Source organism: Haloarcula rara, from assembly GCF_029338235.1.
GTDB classification, from domain to species: domain Archaea; phylum Halobacteriota; class Halobacteria; order Halobacteriales; family Haloarculaceae; genus Haloarcula; species Haloarcula rara.
This window is the reverse complement of the sequence record NZ_CP119785.1, coordinates 501,770-521,875: the sequence shown is the minus strand read 5'-3', so window position 1 is coordinate 521,875 and position 20,106 is coordinate 501,770. Positions and strand designations below refer to the sequence as shown.

Sequence of the window (20,106 nt, the reverse complement as noted above, 5' to 3'; positions counted from 1 at the left end):
TGGACCACATCGACGTTACGCACGATAACGACACGATGATGGTCGAACCGAGAGACAGTGGGATGGTCGCCAAAGTCGAAGGGCCTGCTGACGAGTTCTTCAATATGGGTCGTGCTCAACTCGCGAAGACTGTTGACGATACAGAGCTGATTTTCCAGCCGTCTCCGCGATGAATGTGACGTCGGTCTCCGCGATGAACATCGTGTCTCTCCCGGAGATCTTGAAGGCAGGATGATATGGGCCACTCGCGGAGACCCTCTGTCTGTTAGAAGCTAAAGTGGCATTTACTGGCGCAGACCAGCCGGATTAGTGGCGAGGGGGAGTGGGGACCCCGACGAGACACTGATTATAGGCTCACCCAACGAGGGTTATTAATATAATTACATTCTCCAACTATTCTCACAGTTGGATTTTGGCACACCTCTTCGAGTGCTAATCAACGAGCATTGATCGTAAGCATCCATCTCTACGTCAGGCCTTTGGGGATTCAGAGGAGTATAAGAAACCCAACTGCACCGCTTGAGTTTCCCAGGGCAAATTAAGACTTCATCGGGTCGTTCCCTCGGTCCCTCGGATGTCGTTATTTCCCATGCTTAGGTGGCGTCTCGCTATTCGCGACCTCAAGTTTTGACCGTACACCATAACACAGGATCTTCCCGTTTAACTCGTCCCCAGTCATGTAGACGAGTACCGATTACTCCTTGCGGAGGTTTCCGTAGGACAGGACTTGCCAGCATCAATACTCCGTCACTCGCACATGTGGGGATTCACGATGCGACGGAAAACCAGTCCCCACCTTGGATAGAAAGGGACCAGTTTCGCTTACTTACCCAATACTAACGGTGCTACCGACTTAACCCTTTCTTCTGACATGTTGAGGTTGTACTAAAGCATAGCGGTTTAGCGGATGAGGTTGGAGAAAATATCCAACCTACCCTGCCCATCTATCCAAGGTGGGGGTATTAGAAAATAACGGCGCGTACGGACTTAAAACATAGGTTTGACGGTTATAGAATTACCTTCGACATCGGCTGTGGCACGGTGATATTCGTAGATGATTGCGTCCCCGGTGAGTATGGTATTGGCAGGTGAGCCTCGGTCCAAGTATTCGATATCGAACACAACTTCGGTATCGTCGTTCGCACTCCCGATGACGACCATATCCTCCATCTCTATCACATGGGTCACGTCGTGGATCTCTTCTTCTCTGACCTCTCGAAACTCAAGTTCCTCAAGTTGTTCCTCGTAGACCATATACTACCATACGCTGCACACCGACCTAACTGAAGTTCTCCAGCGAATCTTGGTTGTGGTCACGTGGTTCGAACTTGCGATGTGACGTGGCTCCCGGTTCCACTAGAGTCCAATACTTCCGGACTTCGCAGGCACTGTGTTCCAGGTCACGGAGCGTCAGCTCTTGCTTCCCTTTGAGGAACGGATATTGGATGTCGTACTTCGTGTAGAGTTGCTCCTGATTCTCTTGTAGCCATCGCAGACTCGATTCGTCCGGGTCGTCGAATATCCGTTCCAGTCCCTCTTCGGCGCCAGGACCGATATTCACGAAGTCGTTCTCGGAGAACCGGAGGTGTCGATAGTTGAGGTCGGTGAGTATCTCATACGCGAGGAAGTCACCCACACCGGGGATCTCCGTGAGGATATCGAAGACGTCGTGCATCTGTCCGGCTCCGAAGATCCGTCGACTGTAATCGTCGAGATTCGGTAACAGGTGATCTCGGAAGACACCGAGGAGGATATTCGCGTGTTTCGTGTCGGCACCGGCCCAGTCTTGCGTCGTCACTCTATACGCCGACGAGAACAGCGTATTGTTCTCTCCATATGCGTCGAGGACATCCACTAACCCTTCGGGGTTGAAGTCGTCCGGCTCACGGAACCCACCGACCATCTTCACCGTCTCTGGCTTGTTGAAGAATCGGTAGAAGATCGTGTTGAGGAGTACCCCCTGGTTCGATTTGTCCTGTCGGAGAATCGTATCGAGTGCGAATTTCGTCCCGGTATCCAGCTCTCGTTGGGCATGGCAGAAGTGGTAGGCATCGAGATATTGGTTGTCTGTCCATGGCCGATCTTCCTCTAGCATGAATCGGCGTTTGTAGATTTCCTGTCGTTCGGTGATCCACCACAGGTATTCTTGTAGGTAGCCTTCGTTCATAGTTACAAGGAGTTTCGGCTGATTAATAGTTATACTCGGGCAACCGGGACTCGAAGCGCTTGGCATTCTCTCGAACCGTCTCTTCTGTCACTTTCGCCACTCTCGCGACCTCAGCCTGTGTCACTCGCCACCCTTCGATGTCTGCGGAGACGTAGATGGCACTCGCCGCCATCGCCATCGGACTCCGCCCACTCACGTCCGTTCGAGCGATGAGTTCCTCGGCTCGCTCGACGACGTCGTCTGGGAGATTCGAGTCGCACTGTTCGTTAAGTCGCGTAACGAAATCCTCGACGAACTTCTCCGGTTGAGTCGGTTCTGGGTAGAGCTTCAATCCATCCTTCAGTGCTTTGTAGGCTCGGAAGATGTCCCGTCGACGAGTGATCGCGATCCGAGTGATATCGTCCGGAGAGACCACTTCTTCCGTGAGTTGCGCTGCGAGGAAGATGGCACCACAGATGAGGTCTTCCTGTCGTCGACCATTTGTGATCCGGAGCTCGTCACCGATTTCCAGGAGACATGCTGCTATCCGTTCCGTCTCTATGGAGAGGTCCAGTGCGTCAGCTATCCGTGCGATCTCTCCACGCCGATACTCTTTCCCGTTCATAGGTTGTTGATGGCTCGGATGTGACGCCGTCTGTACGTGGTCACGTTCCCGATGTGCTCGTAGACATTCCCCGGTTCGTAGCCTGTCTCGGCACAGACTTTGGCGAGCATCGTCGCTGCGCCAATGAGGTTCCCGTATCCCTTGAGGTCGAGATATTGACTCCGGAGTGACTGGTGGAGGTGCAGTTGCTCCTTCTTCGGGTGGAAGTGGAGCTGCGTGATACAGGAGATATTCTTACTGTTGTTGGGACGCGGGACAGTCGCTCGTTCCAGATCCTTCTGTTGGAAGACCTGGGCGACGAGGCCGTTGGTGCAGGAGCCGTGCATCCGCTTCTTCAGCCGCTCAACGATCATCTCAATCTGGTCCGGGTTCTCCATCCGACGAGCGTAGGCTCCGTCGTGCAGCTCCATGATCCGGTCTGTGATCCAATCGCCACCGTGAGTTCCGCCAGTCTTCTTCGACGTCTTCTGGAAGTCGTAGCGACAGAACGGCTCGTAGATCTCGCCGAGGTTGAGGACCGGTTCCCAGTCACGGATATCCCATCCGTCGGGAATCTCGTCGAGTGAGTCGATCGCCTCGGTCGCGTAGATGATCATCGTTTCGTGGTCGCGATCGGAGAGATAGTTGTCGACGGCGGCTTCGTATGCTTCACCGAGTGACTTGCCACTGGATGACAAGGACATAGGAAGGAGTTAGCGTGACAGACATGTAAGTTAACTGATAAACCGCGAGACTTATGTATGACCTCTCTCCGGAGATAGAGAATATGTCGGGTGCGGGTAGCGCAACGACGTGGCATCTTTAATAAAGTCCCACCCAGATATGGACTCGTCAGCCCCGGAGAGACGAGGAGGGGGCGTGAAATGGCGGGTAGCCAAGCCAGGAAAAGGCGTAGCGCTTAGGACGCTATCCCGTAGGGGTCCGCCGGTTCAAATCCGGTCCCGCGCATAGCGAGGCGCGAGCGACGTGAGCGCCTCGAAAAGACGAACGGTGAGCGAAGCGAGCCGTGAGTCGGCTGCGAGCAAATCCGCGAGCAGCAGCAATCGGCCGAGCGGATTTGAACCCTGGAAACCGAGCGAAACGAGGATTTGAACCCTGCAAGGAACGCGCAGCGAAGCGAGCATTTCTTGCTCCGGTTCAAATCCGGTCCGGCGCATTTTGCGACGACCAATTCGCGAATCGCAAATCCGGTCTCACGCCTCGAAAAGACCAAGGTGGAGCGAAGCGAGCCGTGAGTCTCCGCGAACAGCCCGCAAGCTGAGCGTCCGCGAACTGAAGCAACCGTTCCGCGACGCTACCGGTGCGTGAAGATGACCACGCGGTCGTCGTGGATGGCCGTACAGAGGTCCATCTCGAAGTCCAGGTTCAGCGACGTCGGCGGGTCCTTGCAGACGACCATGTCGTCGAACGGTTTCTCACAGGCCGGGCAAGCGACGGCCGTCGTGTTCTGGTAGGACTTGATGGCCTCGTTGTCCTCGCGCGGGGTCAGCGAGGAGACAATCTCGTCGAAATCTTCCATACACGGCTATGATAGACGGTGTCGCATAAATTCTGGGTCCTCGCAGTATCGTTGCTCGACACCGTACCCGCGAAGGCCGCCGATATCTCGGAGCTCGCGAGTCACGCCATTCCGGCCAAGCATTCAAACCAGATGGCGCACCCAGACCCGCCATGCTCGCAATCGCCGGGGGGAAAGGAGGGTGCGGGAAGACGACGACAGCTGTCGGGCTCGCGCGCGGGATGGCCTCGCTGGGGACGCGGCCGCTGGTGGTCGACGCGGACCTCGACATGCCGGATTTGCACCACCGCACCGGAGTCGACCGACAGCCGGGCATCGCCGCGGCCCTCGACAGCGAGGACCCGCGTGCGGTCGCACAGCCGGGCGGTCGGTTCCCCGAGATAGACGTACTACCCTGTGGCGGGGCCGACACGGCGACCGCCGCAGCGCTGTTCGAGCGGCTCGCGGACGGCGGGCGTCTCGGCGACCCCGTCTTGCTTGACTGTCCGGCAGGCGCGAGTCCCGACGCGGCGGCCCCGCTGCGGGCAGCCGACCGGACCGTCCTCGTCTCGACGCCCCAAGAGCGGAGCCTGCGTGACGCGGCCAAGACGGCGGCGATAGCCCGCGAGCTCGACGCGCCGCCCGTCGTCGTAGTGCTGGTACGTAGCGATGGACGGCTCGACCCGGGCGAGTTACTGGGCTGTTCCACAGTGGTCCACGTCCCGGAGCTATCGGCACCTCCACTCGAAACGCAGGAATCCGCCGCGAGACACCTGCAGTGTGCGAAATCGGTAACCAAGCGGAATATTTAATCGGGTGGACTGGGTAGGTTCTTCATAGCATGGTCAACCGGCTACGCACGGGCATCGATGTCCTCGACCGGAAGCTCGACGGTGGCATCCCAGCGGGGAGCATCGTCGCGCTGACGGCACAGCCGGCGAGCCAGGCGGAGCTGTTCCTCTACGAACTCACCGCCACACGCGGCACGCTGTGGCTCTCGCTCGACCGCACTGCGGAGTCGGTCGTCGCCAGTATCGAACAGACACCGGCCAACACCGGCGACCCGACGGTCCGTCACATCTCCGGGGAGGCGCCGCTGGACAACGCGGGCAAACTCGTCTCGGCGCTGCCCGAGACCTCGAACCTCATCGTCGACCCGCTTGACGTTCTCGAAGCCCAGGAGCCCCACTCCCGGTTCAGGGCGTTCATGAACGACCTCCAGAACCACATTGTCAACACGGGCAGTCTCGCGATTTTGCACTGTCTCGACGGCCGAGACGTCCCGCCCCTTAGAGACACGACCGAGCATTTCGCCGACGTCGTCTTCCAGCTCAAGACGCGCACGATGGGTGACGAAGTGGAGAACAAGCTCGCCATCCCCAAGTTCCGCGGCGGCCGCGCGCCCAACGACATCATCAAGCTCGACCTGGTCGAACAGGTCAGCATCGACACGAGCCGGGACATCGCGTAGCGTCCTATCCAACGTCCATACACTGCTCGTTGCCACCCGTGTACCTGCTTCCAGACCGGTCGCCTGAAAGGTGTCTGGCTATTGTCGCTCTCGGTCGTCTCTGTGGAACGTGTCTGAAAATCTGAAGGTTTTATGCGGCCGTAGATGCCATTCAAATCACATGAGTGGCCGAGACCCGCTTGCCAAAGAACAGAAACAGTTCACGTGTTCTGACTGCGCGTACCGGACGACAGCCCCGAGTCGGACGCTGAAGTGCAGGCGCTGTGGAGGCGTGATGAAAGACGCCGCTATCCCCCGGTGAGCTGGGACCCATACTGCGGGAGCGGTCACTCGGATATCCGGTCCGGGTCCGGCTGGTAGAAGAAGTTCGGCGTGTTGACCTCTTCGTCGTAACTGGAGTGGAACACCTGTGTCGTCGCCGGGTTGGTCGGCGGAATCAGCCACGACCAGTCGCCCGTGATGTCGCGTCCCTCGGCGGCTTCGTTGCGTTCGAACTGCTCGAACTGGTCTGTCACCTCGTGGGGGTCGGTAATCCGGACGCCCGCCTCGTCGAAGGAGTGGATGACCGCGCGGTGTATCGCCAGGGTCGCTTCGTCCTTCCACAGCGACCGGTCCTCGCTGGTGTCCAGTCCCAGCCGCTGTGCGACCTCGGGGAGCATGTCGTAGCGGTCCGTGTCAGTGAGGTTGCGTGCACCGATCTCTGTCGAGAGGAACCAGCCGTTGAACGGAGCCGCCGTGTACCGTATCCCCCCGATCTCGAGACACATATTGGACACTATCGGCACGTCGATCCACTTCAGCCCGAGGTCGGCGAACCACTCGTAGTCGGGATGGATCAGTTCGACTTCCTCGACGACGGAGTCGGGGACCTCGAATACGGAGGGCTCGTCCTCGCCGACCTGGATGACGTGGGGCAGAATATCAAAGTCGGTCCGGTCTGGCTCCCATCCCCGTGAGAGGCAGTACTCCGTGAACTCAGTCTCTGCGGGGTCGCCGATGACCCCGTCTTCGGTTTCGTATCCCGCGTACCGGAGCAGCTCGTAGTTCCAAATTCGGACCTGCTGTTCCCCCCGCACCATCGGTTTAAACACCGTAATCGTCGGGATGATGTCCCCGCCGTTGCGGCCGTGCTCGATGTGTCGACAGCAGGCCTCGTGGATCTCGGTCGGCGTCTCGAGGTCCCGCTCGTCTATGACTTCCAGCGTGTCCCAGAACAACCGGCCCACACACCGGTTGCTGTTGCGCCAGGCCATCTTGGCGCCGTGTTCGAGCTCCTCGTACGTGTGGTCGTAGTGGCCCCGCTCCCGCACTTCGGCTCTGATTTCGGCCAGCCGGTCTTCGATTTCCGCTTCCTTGTCTAGTTCGGTGTAACACTCCCTGACGAACGATTCCGCCTCTTCGAGTAGCCGCTCCCTGTCGTAGCAGTTCTCGAGGTCGTACATTTATCCTACAACTGTTCAATTTACCCCAATTAGTTATTAATTTTCATCTAGCGTAATTTAATCGGGCACGCATTCCCATCGCCCCCCATCGCCCCGAGCGGTGCAGCGTCCTCACGGTCGGAACGACACGGAACTGGCCCCCGATCAATCTTAATTGCCTGTAGTGACTCCTGCTAGCTATGTCGTCGGCGGTGGAACAGCTGTGGACACTCGTCCGGGAGACAGACGCCCCAGAGCAGTCCCTCGTCGTCGTCAACCGAACGGAAGTCGACCCGATTCAGCGGTTGCTCGCGACGACGTTCGACGGACAGTCGGTCGACATCACGGAGGGGGGATGTCCCCGACGCGGCGGACGATACGGTACTGCTCGTCCGTGACGGCGAGGTCGTCGCCTCCTCGTCACTGCAGTCAGTGATAGACGCCTGTCTGCTCGTCAACAGCGACCTCTACCGGACGGGACCGGGCGGTCTCGAGCAGTCACGCGCCTCGTCGGTGATCACGGAACTCGACCAGACTGTCTTCGAACTACGGGGGTTCCCCGCAGCGGAGAAGGAGATGGAGAAGCTCATCTTGATACTCATCTCGCGGTTCATCGAGGGCCACGCGCTCGAACACGGCTCGGGCGTCCTCCGAGCGACCTTCCAGGAGCTCTCACGGCTCGGGACCGAGAACGACACCCGGGAGGTGTACCGCCGCCTGGCCGACACCGACCTGTCGGTCCACGTCTACGGCGTGAACGACTGGGAGCTCCCGGCGAATCTCGACACCGTTCTACACACCGGCGACCACCGCGGCTATCGGGAGTCGTGGTGTGTGCTGTTCCGACCCGCCTCTGCGGAGCCGCGACACGCGGCCCTTCTCTCACTGGAGACCGGGCCAAACGAGTGGGTCGGCACATGGACCTACGACCCACAGAAGGTTCGGCGTGTCGACGAGATCCTTCTCGAGGAGTTCTGAACCGCCGAAAACTGGGTGTCGGGCGTTATTCGCCGGCGTTCTCGAGTTCTTCTGCGATCTCCTCTGCGTCGACGTCGGCGTCCTCGAGCTGCTCTTCGAGGCCGCCCAGACCGCCACCCATCATGCCTGGCATACCCATGCCGCCACCGCCGATCTCCTCCTGGACGATGATGCGGTCGACGCCGAGCAGCTGGGTCAGCTGCTGGGCGATCTGCTGTTTGCCCATCATCCACTGCTGGTTCATCGAAAGCTGCGGCGTCGCCTCGATGTAGAGCGTGTCCTTCTCGACCTCGACGGTCTCGTACTCGGGCTCTCCTTCCTCGTCGTCTTCGTCGTCGTCGCTCTCGACGAGCTGCTCTTCCTCGACGGTCTCCTGTTCGAACCAGACGTCGAGCTCAACGTCGAGCATCAGCGAGAGGATGCCCTGGGCCTTCTCCTCGCGGTCGGTGACCTCGGCGACGACCTCGTACTCGTACTCGACGGCCTCACCGGCGAGCGGGTGGTTGAAGTCGACGCGCGCGCGGCCGCCGATGATGGTCTCGAGACGGCCCTGCTCGCCGTCGATCTGAACCTGGGCACCGGGGTAGCGGTCGTCCTCGGCGATCTTGTCCTTCGTGACGGTGCGGACCTGTTCTTCGTCGTACTCGCCGAAGGCGTCTTCGGCGGCGACGGTGACGGTCCCCGCGTCGCCGACCTCCTTCCCGAAGATGTCCTGCTCGACGTCCGGGAAGATGTGGCCTTCCCCCAGCACGATGGTGCGCGGGCCCCACTCTTGCTGGTCGGTGTCGATACCCTCGTCCGCGGCGACCTCTTCGTCGGTCGTGTCGACGAGCTGGCCTTCGTCCACGGTTCGGGCGGTGTAGGCGAGTTTGACGACGTCGCCGGACTGGAATCCGCTCTCGGGCTCTTCGTCGGCCGCGTCTTCCGCTTCTGGCTCTGTCTCCTCGGCCTCGGAGTCGTTGCTCATACCCCGAAGGACTGCCGTGGCACTCTTAAGAACAACGTTTCGGCCTGGCACTCACGCGGCGTCGCCATACTCGGCGAGGATTGCGTCGAGCTTCGCGGCGTCGATATTCCGGCCCGAAACCGGGACGACGACGGTCTCGCCCGCGATATCGTCCGCGTCGAGCGCGGCGGCGACGGCCGTTCCGCAGGCCCCCTCCATGACGATTCGTTCCTCGGTGAACAGCCGGGCGACGGCGTCGCCGATGGCCGCTTCCGAGACGAGCGTGAAATCCGCGAGTCCGTCACGGAGGATATCCATCGTGAGCGCGAAGGGGACGCGGGTGGCGACGCCCTCGGCGCTGGTCTCCATCCGGTCGTGTGGCTCCAGCGTGTCCTCGTGGTAGGCCCGATGCATCGCCGGGGCCGCGGCGGACTGGACGCCCACGACGTCGGCGTCAGTCAGTGCGCCGACGGTGAGCGAGTAGCCGACGGCGGACGTGCCCCCGCCGATAGGAGTGTAGAGCCGGTCTACGTCCGGCAGTTCCTCGACGACCTCGAGCCCGGCGGTGCCGACGCCGGCGAGCAGCTTGGGCTCGTTGCCCGAGTGGACGTAGCGCTTGCCGGTCTCGACGGCCAGCTCCTCCACGTGTTCGCGGGCCGCGTCGTAGTCCGGCCCGTGCCGGATGACCTCGGCGCCCAGCTGTTCCATGGCCGCGACCTTCCCCCCGTTTGCGTCCTCGGGCACGCCGATGGTGACGGGCACGTCGAACTCGCGGCCCGCCCACGCGATAGAGAGGCCGTGGTTCCCGGAGCTGGCGGCGATAACGCCCCGCTCGCGGAACTCGTCGTCGAGTGTCGCGAGCAGGTTGACGCCGCCGCGGACCTTGAACGCGCCCGTCGGCAGCGTGTCCTCGCGCTTGAGGTAGACGTCGGCGTCGAGTTCAGCCGAGAGGTGCTCGCTGCGGACCAGCGGCGTCTCGGGGAGATACCGCGAGACGACCTTCCGCGCCCGAGCCACGTCGGCCGTCGTCGGCGGCGTCAGGTCGTGATACGGGAAGACGGTCGTGTCGTCGGGTGACTCGACCGGTTCGTAGCGACCGTCCATACCCCTACCCCGGGAGCACAGACAGTAAAACTCGTGGTCTCCATCCGGTCGTGTCTCGCCAAGGGACGCCACCGTTTTTGTCGCCCGACCCGACAGCGCAGTCATGTACGAAGTCGAAGTGAAAGTCGCCGCCGACCTGGCCGCCGTCGCCGAGCGCCTCGACGACCTGGGCGCCACACAGACGGGTGACGTCGTACAGGTCGATACGTACTACGACGCGCCCCACCGGGAGTTCGCCGAGACGGACGAGGCGTTGCGCGTGCGCCGCGAGACCGAAGCCGGCGACACCGAGGCCCGAATCACCTACAAGGGCCCGCTGGTCGAGGCCGAGTCGAAGACTCGCGAGGAACACGAGACGGCCGTCGACGACGGCGAGACCGCCGACGCCATCTTCGAGAACCTGGGCTTTTCACCGGCCGCCACTGTCGAGAAGGACCGACGCTTCTACCGCTACGACGGTTACACGGTGACGCTGGACGCCGTCGAGGGCGTCGGCGAGTTCGTCGAGGTCGAGACCGAAACCGACGAGGACGGCGTCGAGCGAGCCCGGGAAGGCGCCTACGAAGTATTGCGCCAACTGGGACTGGACCCCGACGAGCAGACACGGACGTCGTATCTCGGGCTGTTGCTCGAAGATTCCTCGTAGTAATCTTTGCGTGCCGAGCGGTTCCCGTAAGTTATAGAAGCGGGCACAGTTTAGGGGCGAGCAATGACCGAGCGGAACATCCACGTCGCCCCCGAGAGCGGGCTGGCCGTCGAGGAACAGAACGTCGAAATCGTCGAGCGAAAGGGTATCGGCCACCCCGACTCCATCTGTGACGGGGTCGCCGAGAGCGTCTCGCGGGCGCTCGCACAGACCTATATCGACCGCTTCGGGAAGGTGCTGCACTACAACACGGACGAGACCCAGCTCGTCGCCGGAACCGCCGCGCCGGCCTACGGGGGCGGCGAGGTGCTCGAACCCATCTACCTGCTCGTGGTCGGTCGCGCGACCAAGACCTACGACGGCGAGCGCATTCCCGCCGAGACCATCGCGCTGCGTGCCGCCCGCGAGTATCTGGGCGAGAACTTCCCGCATCTCGACCTGGGAACCGACATCGTCGTCGACGTGGAGTTCGGCGAGGGCTCCGGCGACCTCCAGACCGTCTTCGGCGAGGAGGAGGTCGTCCCGAACGCCAACGACACCAGCTACGGGGTCGGCCACGCGCCCTTCTCGGAGACCGAGCAGATCGTCGCCAACACTGAACGCAAGCTCACCGGCGAGTACGCCGCCGAGAACCCCGTCGTCGGCCAGGACGTGAAGGTGATGGGCAAGCGCGAGGGCGACCACATCGACGTGACCGTCGCCGTCGCGATGGTCGACGAGCACGTCGCCGACCTGGAGGCGTACAAGCAGGCCGTCGAGGACGTCCGGCACTACGTCGCCGACCTGGCAACGGAGTACACCGACCGCGACGTGAGCGTCCACGTCAACACCGCCGACGACTACGAGGAGGAGTCCATCTATCTCACCGTGACCGGGACCAGCGCCGAACAGGGCGACGACGGCTCCGTCGGTCGGGGTAACCGCGCCAACGGACTCATCACGCCGAACCGACCGATGAGCATGGAAGCTACCTCCGGGAAGAACCCCGTCAACCACATCGGGAAGATATACAACCTCCTCTCGACGGAGATCGCCCAGTCGGTCGCCGCGGAGGTCGACGGCATCCGCCAGATTCAGATTCGCCTGCTCTCCCAGATCGGCTCGCCCATCGACCAGCCCCACGTCGCCGACGCGATGGTCGTCACCGACGAGGGCGTCGCCGTCGGGGACATCGAGGACGAGGTACGGGCCGCGATCGACGCGGAACTGGCCGACGTGACCGAGGTCACCCGCAAGGTCATCGCTGGCGAGCTCTCGACGTTCTGAACCGCGAGCGACACCCCTTTATCTCCCTTCGGGCAACTGCGGGTATGCACCCGCCCGAGGCCGACGTCGTGCTCGTGCGCCACGGCGAGCTGGGCGTCAAGAGCGAGCAGGTCCGCCGGAAGATGGAAGACCGGCTCGCCGAGAACCTGCGGGCGATGTTCGACGCTCGCGGGCTCTCGGGCGACATCGAGCGCCGGCGCAACCGCCTGTTCGTCCACACCGACGAGCCAGGCGCCGTCGCGGACGCCGCCGCGGACACGTTCGGCGTGGTCTCGGCGTCGCCGGCCCGCACCGTCGAACCGACGCTCGACGCCATCGAAACGGCCCTCGTCGCAGCGACCGAAGCGAACTACGACGGCGGCAGCTTCGCCGTCGACGCCGCCCGCGCCGGTCCCAGCGACGCTCACCCCTTCGCCAGCACCGACATCGAGTCCGAGGGCGGCGCGGCCGTCTGGGGCACAATCGAGTCGCTGAGTGGCGACCCCGAGGTCGACCTCGACGACCCCGATTTCACCCTCTACGTCGAGTGTCGGCCAGACCGAGCCTACGTCTTCCTGGAGAAGCGCGCGGGACCGGGCGGGCTCCCGCTTGGCACCCAGCGGCCGGTGGTCGCGCTTGTCAGCGGCGGTATCGACTCGCCGGTCGCCGCCTGGAAACTGATGGCTCGCGGCTGTCCCGTGATTCCACTCTATGTCGACCTGGGGGACTACGGCGGGCCGGACCACCGGGCGCGAGCGCGAGCGACCGTCGAGACCCTGGCGAGCTACGCGCCGGGCGAATCGATGGCGATGCACGTCGTCGACGCCGGCGACGTCGTGGCCGACCTGGAAGCCGAGATGGGCGACCTGCGGATGCTCGCGCTGCGACGATACATGCTCGTGGCGGCCGAAGCCGTCGCCGAGTCCGAGCAGGCCGTCGGTGTCGTGACCGGCGAGGCGATCGGCCAGAAGTCGAGCCAGACCAGCGCGAACGTCGCGGTGACGGACGCCGCGGCCTCGCTGCCGGTCCACCGGCCGCTGCTGGCGATGGACAAGGCCGACATCACGAACCTCGCCCGACGCATCGGCACCTTCGAGGACGCCACGGTCGACACCGGCTGCAACCGGGTCGCCCCGGAGCTGCCCGAGACGAACGCCGACCTCGAACGGCTCCGGGCCGCCGAGCCGAACGACCTCTTCGAGCGAGCACGGGCCTGTGCCGGGGCCCGCGAGGTCGTCCCCATCGAAAGGTAAATCTCCGGGGCGCTAGTGAGTCGTGGTATGGCTCAGGTGTGTCTCGTCGGGAGCGACGACGTGAACCTCCGGTACGAGTTGCTCTCCCGGGAGACCGCACGGAACGCACTGGTCACCTACGACCTGCGCGAGCCCTTCGAGAACACGCTCCAAGTGGAGACGGTGAGTCTGGGGGCGGCGGTCGCCTTGCTCAACGACCTGAACTGGTATCTCGTCCGGTTTACCGACGCCGCCTTCGTGAAGGTCCCCTCCATCAGCGAGAACGAGTGGCTCTCGCGGGAGCTCGCGACGGCGATACGCGACGACGAGGTCAAACCCGACGAGACCGGGCGGTTCCTGATGGTCTACGGCGTGGTCGCGGACGCCGATAGCGACGGTTCAGACGACAGCGAGGCGGCGTCACAGGACCGCCCGCCGGCGCTCGTCGAGCCCATGCTGTTGACCCGCACCGGCGAGACGATTCCCGAGTACGACCTCCGCGAGGTAGACGAGACGCTCGTCGTACGCGTCACTGAGTCGGAGTTCGGTGCCTGAAAGACGGGTGCCACGCTGCCCCCCTTCGTCACGACGAGTGTGTCAGAGGCATTGCCGTGACGACTGGACAGGTGTATGCGAGCGTTGCGGCGTCGCCACCCGTTTCAGCTGTGGATTGCTGGAGTGAAATACCGATTGGCCGGGAGAATTCCCACCCGCTGAACAGTCGGCCACAACCTGGCGACCGAACCGGAACATGCATTCCACACTGGTAATTATTCGTTATATATGCCGCCGGCGAAGAACCACGCGGGTGTCGTCGCGAAACGACAGGACGTCCTCGCGGCGCTCGAGACCGGGATGCGGAAACCGGAGCTCGTCGACCACCTCTCGCTGTCCAGGTCGACTGTCGACAGAGCTATCGACGAACTCCAGGAGGCCAGCCTCGTCGAACGCGACGGGAGCCACTACGTGACCACCTACGCTGGGCGTGAGTCGCTCGCAGCCTACGAGGGGTATCTCGACCGACTCGACGCGCTGGCCGAGGCCCAGCCGGTGCTGTCGGCGTTGCCGCCGGACGTCGACGTCGACCCGGCAGCGCTCGAGGGCGCACAGGTGGTCCAGTCGACGCCGGCCGCCCCGGAGGGGCCCATCGAAGTCAACGTCGACCCGGTCCAGCGCGCCGAGACGTTACGGACGACCTCGCCCGTCGTCGCGCCGCGCTATCTCGAAGCGGTCGACAACCTCATCGAGAGCGGGACGGACATCGAACTCGTGTACACCGAGGCGGCGTTCGAGGCGCTCTCGACGACCTACGAGTCGGCGCTGAAGCGGGTCGAAGCGGCAGCCGACGTACACGGGTTCGTCACCGACCGGCCGATACCCTACATCGTCTGGACCGCAGAGGTCCCCGATGGGACGATAAGCGGGCTCATCGTCCACGACGACACCGGGCTCGTCGGCCTCATCAACAACGACACCGAGGCGATGAACGAGTGGGCACGGACAGAATACGAGCGGTACCGGGCCGACGCCGAACAGGTGTACTAGTCGAACATCCCGGTCGACATGTACCGCTCGCCGCTGTCCCAGTAGACGGTGACGACGAGCGGGTCAGCGACGCCGTCGTCCAGTAGCTCCGCGGCCACTTCGCGGGCCGCGAGGTTCGACGCGCCGGAGGACTGGCCCACGAGGATACCCTCCTCGCGGGCGAGACGGCGACACTCGGCCTCCGCGTCGTCCAGTTCGACAGTTTTGACGTCGTCGAGCAGGTCCACGTCGAGGTTGTCGCTGACGAATCCCGGCCCCATCCCCTGGAAGCTGTCCTCGCCGGTGCCCGGCTCCATCCCAGAGAGGACGGCGTTGCCGGCCGGCTCGACCGCGACGATATCAAGCTCCGGGAACGCCTCGCGTAGCCGGCGGCCGGTGCCGGTAATCGTGCCGCCGGTACCGACGCCCGCGACGAGCGCGTCGACGGTCCGGTCGCCGACCTGCTCGATGACCTCCTCGCCCGTGGTCTCGTAGTGGGCCTGCGGGTTCGCCGGGTTCTCGAACTGGCGCAACTGGACGTGGCCGTCGCGGTCGGTTAGCTCGTCGGCGCGCTCTTTGGCGACCGTGATGTCGCCCTCGACCAGTTCGATGTCGGCGCCGTAGGCTTCCATAATCTGGCGGCGTTCGGGCGACTTCGAGGCCGGCATCACCAGCACCACGTCGTACCCCTTCGCGGCGCCGACCATCGCCATCCCGATGCCGGTGTTGCCGCTGGTCGGTTCGACCAGCGTGTCGCCGGGACTGATGACTCCCTCGCGCTCGGCGCGTGCTATCATGAACCGCGCCGGGCGGTCCTTCGCGGAGCCGCCGGGGTTGAACGACTCGACCTTCGCGGCCACTGTCGCCCCCTCCGGGGCCCGAACCGACACCAGCGGCGAGCCGATGGTCTCGACGATGGAGTCGCTGAGTGACTCGTGCATTGGCGCCGCCTACGCCGTCGCCGGTTAAAACCCCCTGTGGAACCGCAAGGCCGAGGGGGAGTCAGGAATGCCGGCGGTACTTTCCGGCAGCGAGGCGAAGGGCCACCTATGCGCGGTGCCGTCTCCGAGACGTACGTCGCGGCGATACAGCACGACCTTGCCGACCTCGACGGCGCGGAGACGCTCGTGGGTGTGGTCCGCGAGTCGACGGGATGGTTTCACGCGGCGGTCGACGAGAACGTCCCCGAGCTGGGCCCGCCGGCAGACCTGCTCGAGGCGACGAAACAGCGCGCCGAGGACCTCCAGATGCAGGGCCTCTGTGAGGAGGGCGCCCACAACGCCGCCTGGGACGAGACGAACTTCGAGTCCCGGTATCTGGCGTATCTGGACGACGACGAGGACGCCCAGCGGGCACTCGAAGAATTGGCAGCCCGTGTCGCCGATGGCGAACACGTCGTGCTCGTCTGCTTCGAGGGCGACCGCAAACGCTGTCACCGGACACTCCTCCAGGACCGGCTCCGGGCCCGGCTTGAGGTGGCCTGACAGTCGGGAGGTTCAAGCCAGTCGCCGGCCAACAGTGGGCCATGAGCGAAACCGGCCACCTCGAAACGATGGAACCGAACCCGGTCTGGGTACAGGACGCCTACGCCGACACGGTCGATGTCCTCTCCCGGTACCGGCACGACCTGGACTACCACATCTGGGGCGGCGACTGGTGCAAGGACTGTCGGGCCCAGTTACCCGACTTCGGCGCCGCGCTGGAGGCAGCGGAGGTCCCCGAGTCGTGTATCCACCACTACCCGACCGAAAAGGTCGAGGACGGCTCGAAGACCGGTCCCGGCGTCGAGGAGTACGACATCGAGTACATCCCGACAGTCGTAGTCGAACGCGACGGTGAAGAGATAGTCCGCTTCGTCGAGGAAGAGCGGGTCCCTATCGCCGTCTACCTCGCCGACGAAATCGAGGCCGCGCTCTGAGGCGACGGCGGCACACGTCCCCCGGAGCCGGAGCGGCACACGTACTTTTACTTCTCCCCCGTGTGGAGTTGTTATATGGCTGAAACTTGGGACGTGCTGGTTCCGGAGCAGATAGACCCGTCCGGACCGGAGTCGATAGCCGACTTCGCCGACTGTACCGGGATGGACGAGTACGACAGCGTCGACGCCGCACTGGACGATATCGGCAGCTACGACGCCGTCATCGTCAGGGTCGCCGAGCTCGACGCCGCCGTCATCGACAGGGCGGACCGATTACAGGGTATCGCCAAACACGGGGCGGGACTGGACAACGTCGACATCGAGGCGGCCTCGGAGCGGGGTATCGTCGTCTGTAACACGCCCGGTGCGAACTCACGCTCGGTCGCGGAACACGCGCTCTCGCTCCTGTTCGCGCTGCGGCGCAATCACCGGAGCGCCGACCGGCACGTCCGGGGCGGCGGCTGGGACCGCGGGGCCTACACCGGCCGGGAACTGACCGGCAACACGCTGGGCCTGTTCGGCTTCGGTGCCATCGCCAGAGAGACCTCGGACCTGGCTCACGGCATCGGTCAGGAGGTGCTCATGTACGACCCGTACGTTCCCGACGACGACGTCCCGGCACGGGTCGAGCGGGTCACCGATTTCGGTGCGCTGTTCGCCCGGTCGGACGCGGTGAGCGTCCACGCGCCGCTGACCCAGGAGACCCGACACGCTATCTCGACCGATGAACTGGCGGCGCTGGGCGAGCGCGGCGTCCTCATCAACACCGCCCGGGGGCCGATTGTCGACGAAGATGCGCTCTTGGAGGCGCTTGAGACCGACACCCTGGGCGCCGCGGGGCTGGATACGTTCGCCGAGGAGCCACCGGCGGAGGACCACCCGCTGTTCGACCGCGACGACGTGGTGTTGACCCCCCACGTCGGCGGCGTCACCGAGGAAGCGCTGGCCCGAATGAGCCAGCGGGCCGCCGCGAACGTCAGGACCGTCCACGACGGCGGCGTGCCCCCGTCGACGGTGAACCGCGACGCCCTCGCGGACGAGGTCACGGAGTAAGCACCGCCACCGCTTGCTCGCCCCTCGGCGCGAGATGTCTTACCTCTCCCCGACGCTCTCGTCGCGCCAGTCCCCGAACGCCTCGAGGATATCGCTCTCGTCGAACCGTTCGATACACGGGACCTCGTAGGGGTGGAGGTCGACGACCCGGTCACGGAGGGCGGCGTATCGCTCGTCGGTCGTCTTCGCCAGGAGGACCGCCTCTTCGTCGGTCTGAATCTCGTCGTCCCAGCGATAGACGGAGTCACAGCCAAAGCGGTTCACGCACGCCGCCAGTCGTTCCTCGACAAGTGTGCGGGCAATCTCCGGGGCCACGTCCCGTGGTGCCGTGATGTAGACGGTCGGCATACTGACGGCAACGGGGGGCTGGGGAATCAGGCTAGGGTTGTCCGACTCGTGACGGTGTCGGGCCCGAGCCAGCGGACAGCGGGTCGCCAGCGAACTCCAGGAACCCGAGGAACTATGACATACAACGTGCGTGTATATGGAGAGTATGGGTGACGCGATTCGTATTCTCCATGTCGACGACGACCCTGATTTCGCCGACCTGACAGCCGAATTTCTCCAGCGCGACGACGACCGCCTCACCATCGAGACCGCCCTGAGCGGGGCCGATGGACTGGACCGACTCACGCCGGCGGTCGACTGTATCGTCTCCGATTACGAGATGCCCGAGATGAACGGCCTCGAGTTCCTCGAAGCCGTCCGCGAGGACCACCCCGACCTCCCGTTTATTCTCTTCACCGGCAAGGGGAGCGAGGAAGTCGCGAGCGAGGCGCTCACCCTCGGAGCGACGGATTATCTCCAGAAAGCGACCGGGACGGACCAGTACGAACTCCTCGCGAACAGGGTCAGTCGGGCGGTGGCGCAGTTTCGCGCGGAGCGGGAACTGGAACGGAAAAACGAGCTACTAGAGAAGACCCAGGACCTCGCCGACGTGGGGGCCTGGGAGTACAATCCACGGGAAGAAGCGGCCTACTTCACCGACCAGGTGTACGACATCTACGGCGTCGATGCAGACTACGAGCCGGGGCCAGAGCGGGATATCGAGCGGTTCTATCACCCGGACGACCGAGATAGGGTTCGTGACGCCGTGTCGGGGGCGTTAGCGGACGGCGAGCCGTACGATATCGAGGTTCGAATCACCGCCGCCGACGGCACCGAGAAGTGGGTGCGCACGCGGGCCGACCCGCAGTTCGAGGACGGTGCCTGCCAGCGTGTCCGTGGGACGATACGGGACATCACCGAGCGCAAGGAACGGGAACAGAATATCGCCCAGACCAAAGAGTGGTATCAGACGCTGCTCGACGGTGCCCCGGACGCAGTCTTCGTCGCCGACGCCGAGTCCGGCGAAATCCGCGAGACCAACCAGGCGGCGACACGGCTGCTCGGCCGGTCCCGCGAGGAGATAGTCGGGCTCGACCAGACGGCGCTCCATCCCCCAGAGAAGGCCAAGGAGTACGCCGAGCTGTTCAGTGAACACGTCGGTTCCGGCGGGGGCCGTGACGAGACGCTCGGGGAGCAGGTCGAGCTCGCCGTCGTCGACGCGGACGGCGAACAGATACCCGTAGAGATAAGCGCCCAGACTGTCGAAATCGACGGGGAGTACTACAACCAGGGGTACTTCCGCGATATCTCGACCCGGAAGGAGCGCGAACGCGAACTCAGGCGCCAGAACGACCGCCTCGACGAGTTCGTGACGGTGGTGAGCCACGACCTCCGGAACCCGCTCCGGACGCTTTCGGCGTCACTGGACCTGATCGAGACCGACGACGAGGAGTCACTCGAACGCTGTCACGACACTGTGGCTCGGATGGAGCGTCTCATCGACAATCTGGTGACCCTCGCGCGACACGGCGAGACGGAATCCGACCCAGCGCCGGTCCGGCTTCCGGCCCTCGCGAGGGCGTGTGCCAGGACGACCGGCGTGTCGTCGGACGCACTCTCCGTGCGGACGGACGCCACCATCGTCGCCGAGGAATCGCGGCTCAGGCACCTGTTTGAGAACCTCTTTGCAAACGCGATAAACCACGGCGGGCAGGACGTCTCGATAACCGTCGGGCGCCTCGACGACGGCTTCTACGTGGCCGACGACGGGTCGGGCATTCCCGTGACCGAACGCGACCGCGTCTTCCGGGTCGGTTACTCGACGAGCGGCGAGGGCACCGGCTTCGGACTGAACATCGTCAAGCAGGTGGCCGAGGCACACGGCTGGTCGATTCGGGCGGCGACGAGTGCTGATGGGGGCGCCCGTTTCGAGATTACCGGTGTCGAGTTCGTCGACGACTGAGCGGCGCGG

At 63.7% G+C, this 20,106-nt stretch carries 24 protein-coding genes and 1 tRNA gene; 15 read left to right on the top strand and 10 right to left on the bottom strand.

Translation table 11 applies throughout. The annotated features are described in order from the left end of the window. Positions 1–987: 987 nt before the first annotated feature. The 4 genes from P1K32_RS02710 to P1K32_RS02695 are packed head-to-tail and all read right to left on the bottom strand — an operon-like array spanning position 988 to position 3,454. Positions 988–1,254, bottom strand: coding sequence for a hypothetical protein (locus P1K32_RS02710; protein WP_276251184.1), 267 nt, complete (start codon positions 1,252–1,254; stop codon positions 988–990). Between the two features lie 25 nt (positions 1,255–1,279). Next, positions 1,280–2,167 carry a nucleotide kinase domain-containing protein gene (locus P1K32_RS02705; protein WP_276251183.1) on the bottom strand — a complete coding sequence of 296 codons (888 nt, stop codon included), beginning with the start codon at positions 2,165–2,167 and terminating at the stop codon, positions 1,280–1,282. Positions 2,168–2,189: 22 nt separating this feature from the next. After that, positions 2,190–2,771, bottom strand: a complete 582-nt coding sequence (locus P1K32_RS02700; RefSeq protein ID WP_276251182.1) for a transcription initiation factor IIB family protein — start codon at positions 2,769–2,771, stop codon at positions 2,190–2,192. Beyond that, positions 2,768–3,454, bottom strand: coding sequence for a thymidylate synthase (locus tag P1K32_RS02695; RefSeq protein WP_276251181.1), 687 nt, complete (start codon positions 3,452–3,454; stop codon positions 2,768–2,770). The genes P1K32_RS02700 and P1K32_RS02695 overlap by 4 nt, the downstream gene beginning before the upstream one ends. 183 nt (positions 3,455–3,637) lie before the next feature. Between P1K32_RS02695 and P1K32_RS02690 the strand changes: the two genes are divergently transcribed. Then, positions 3,638–3,719: transfer RNA gene (locus P1K32_RS02690), tRNA-Leu, on the top strand. Positions 3,720–4,065: 346 nt separating this feature from the next. On the opposite strand, the gene P1K32_RS02685 is transcribed toward P1K32_RS02690, so the two are convergent. After that, positions 4,066–4,290, bottom strand: a complete 225-nt coding sequence (locus P1K32_RS02685) for a DUF7385 family protein (protein ID WP_276251180.1) — start codon at positions 4,288–4,290, stop codon at positions 4,066–4,068. A 152-nt stretch (positions 4,291–4,442) separates the two neighbouring features. Here P1K32_RS02685 and P1K32_RS02680 point away from each other — a divergent pair, with 152 nt between their 5' ends. The 3 genes from P1K32_RS02680 (at position 4,443) to P1K32_RS17745 (ending at position 6,041) form a co-directional block, all read left to right on the top strand. Next, positions 4,443–5,081: a MinD/ParA family ATP-binding protein gene (locus P1K32_RS02680; RefSeq protein WP_276251179.1), complete on the top strand. Its 639-nt coding sequence runs from the start codon at positions 4,443–4,445 to the stop codon at positions 5,079–5,081. 29 nt (positions 5,082–5,110) lie between these two features. Further along, positions 5,111–5,740, top strand: coding sequence for an RAD55 family ATPase (locus tag P1K32_RS02675; protein ID WP_220586926.1), 630 nt, complete (start codon positions 5,111–5,113; stop codon positions 5,738–5,740). A gap of 160 nt (positions 5,741–5,900) precedes the next feature. Next, positions 5,901–6,041 (top strand): DUF7129 domain-containing putative zinc-binding protein, encoded by a 141-nt coding sequence (locus P1K32_RS17745; RefSeq protein WP_379690757.1) that lies wholly within the window; start codon positions 5,901–5,903, stop codon positions 6,039–6,041. A 25-nt stretch (positions 6,042–6,066) separates the two neighbouring features. On the opposite strand, the gene P1K32_RS02670 is transcribed toward P1K32_RS17745, so the two are convergent. Further along, positions 6,067–7,182, bottom strand: coding sequence for a nitric oxide synthase oxygenase (locus tag P1K32_RS02670; RefSeq protein WP_276251178.1), 1,116 nt, complete (start codon positions 7,180–7,182; stop codon positions 6,067–6,069). A gap of 179 nt (positions 7,183–7,361) precedes the next feature. Between P1K32_RS02670 and P1K32_RS02665 the strand changes: the two genes are divergently transcribed. Further along, positions 7,362–7,559, top strand: a complete 198-nt coding sequence (locus tag P1K32_RS02665; protein ID WP_276251177.1) for a hypothetical protein — start codon at positions 7,362–7,364, stop codon at positions 7,557–7,559. Between the two features lie 34 nt (positions 7,560–7,593). Further along, on the top strand, positions 7,594–8,139 hold the full coding sequence (locus P1K32_RS02660) for a DICT sensory domain-containing protein (RefSeq protein ID WP_276251176.1): 546 nt from the start codon (positions 7,594–7,596) through the stop codon (positions 8,137–8,139). Positions 8,140–8,164: 25 nt separating this feature from the next. Here the strand turns inward: P1K32_RS02660 and P1K32_RS02655 are convergent, their stop codons facing one another. Both P1K32_RS02655 and P1K32_RS02650 read right to left on the bottom strand, forming a co-directional pair. Next, positions 8,165–9,106, bottom strand: coding sequence for an FKBP-type peptidyl-prolyl cis-trans isomerase (locus P1K32_RS02655; RefSeq protein WP_276251175.1), 942 nt, complete (start codon positions 9,104–9,106; stop codon positions 8,165–8,167). 51 nt (positions 9,107–9,157) lie between these two features. Next, the gene (locus tag P1K32_RS02650; RefSeq protein ID WP_276251174.1) at positions 9,158–10,189 is read right to left on the bottom strand and encodes a threonine ammonia-lyase; all 1,032 of its coding nucleotides are present in this window, start codon (positions 10,187–10,189) and stop codon (positions 9,158–9,160) included. A 103-nt stretch (positions 10,190–10,292) separates the two neighbouring features. Here P1K32_RS02650 and cyaB point away from each other — a divergent pair, with 103 nt between their 5' ends. The 5 genes from cyaB (at position 10,293) to P1K32_RS02625 (ending at position 14,857) form a co-directional block, all read left to right on the top strand. Then, a complete protein-coding gene (cyaB, locus tag P1K32_RS02645; protein WP_276251173.1) occupies positions 10,293–10,835 on the top strand; it encodes a class IV adenylate cyclase in 543 nt (180 codons plus the stop codon). Between the two features lie 63 nt (positions 10,836–10,898). Continuing rightward, positions 10,899–12,101 carry a methionine adenosyltransferase gene (locus P1K32_RS02640; protein ID WP_276251172.1) on the top strand — a complete coding sequence of 401 codons (1,203 nt, stop codon included), beginning with the start codon at positions 10,899–10,901 and terminating at the stop codon, positions 12,099–12,101. Between the two features lie 44 nt (positions 12,102–12,145). Next, the gene (locus P1K32_RS02635; RefSeq protein ID WP_276251171.1) at positions 12,146–13,333 is read left to right on the top strand and encodes a tRNA sulfurtransferase; all 1,188 of its coding nucleotides are present in this window, start codon (positions 12,146–12,148) and stop codon (positions 13,331–13,333) included. A 27-nt stretch (positions 13,334–13,360) separates the two neighbouring features. Next, positions 13,361–13,867 (top strand): DUF5804 family protein, encoded by a 507-nt coding sequence (locus tag P1K32_RS02630; RefSeq protein ID WP_276251170.1) that lies wholly within the window; start codon positions 13,361–13,363, stop codon positions 13,865–13,867. A 228-nt stretch (positions 13,868–14,095) separates the two neighbouring features. Next, entirely contained in the window at positions 14,096–14,857 is a 762-nt protein-coding gene (locus P1K32_RS02625; protein ID WP_276251169.1) for a helix-turn-helix transcriptional regulator, read from the top strand. Here P1K32_RS02625 and P1K32_RS02620 read toward each other — a convergent pair. Then, the gene (locus P1K32_RS02620) at positions 14,854–15,777 is read right to left on the bottom strand and encodes a PLP-dependent cysteine synthase family protein (protein ID WP_276251168.1); all 924 of its coding nucleotides are present in this window, start codon (positions 15,775–15,777) and stop codon (positions 14,854–14,856) included. The two genes, P1K32_RS02625 and P1K32_RS02620, sit on opposite strands and share 4 nt — an antisense overlap. 108 nt (positions 15,778–15,885) lie before the next feature. Here P1K32_RS02620 and P1K32_RS02615 point away from each other — a divergent pair, with 108 nt between their 5' ends. The 3 genes from P1K32_RS02615 to P1K32_RS02605 all read left to right on the top strand — a co-directional run bounded on the left by P1K32_RS02615 (position 15,886) and on the right by P1K32_RS02605 (position 17,807). Continuing rightward, a complete protein-coding gene (locus tag P1K32_RS02615; protein ID WP_276251167.1) occupies positions 15,886–16,320 on the top strand; it encodes a DUF488 domain-containing protein in 435 nt (144 codons plus the stop codon). A gap of 41 nt (positions 16,321–16,361) precedes the next feature. Further along, complete coding sequence (locus tag P1K32_RS02610; RefSeq protein ID WP_276251166.1) at positions 16,362–16,754, top strand: thioredoxin domain-containing protein; 393 nt, start codon at positions 16,362–16,364, stop codon at positions 16,752–16,754. Between the two features lie 75 nt (positions 16,755–16,829). Beyond that, positions 16,830–17,807, top strand: a complete 978-nt coding sequence (locus P1K32_RS02605; RefSeq protein ID WP_276251165.1) for a hydroxyacid dehydrogenase — start codon at positions 16,830–16,832, stop codon at positions 17,805–17,807. 39 nt (positions 17,808–17,846) lie between these two features. On the opposite strand, the gene cutA is transcribed toward P1K32_RS02605, so the two are convergent. Continuing rightward, positions 17,847–18,155 (bottom strand): divalent-cation tolerance protein CutA, encoded by a 309-nt coding sequence (gene cutA / locus P1K32_RS02600; RefSeq protein WP_276251164.1) that lies wholly within the window; start codon positions 18,153–18,155, stop codon positions 17,847–17,849. Positions 18,156–18,300: 145 nt separating this feature from the next. On the opposite strand from cutA, the gene P1K32_RS02595 reads away from it, so the two are divergent. Beyond that, positions 18,301–20,097 carry a PAS domain S-box protein gene (locus P1K32_RS02595; protein WP_276251163.1) on the top strand — a complete coding sequence of 599 codons (1,797 nt, stop codon included), beginning with the start codon at positions 18,301–18,303 and terminating at the stop codon, positions 20,095–20,097. Positions 20,098–20,106 lie beyond the last annotated feature (9 nt).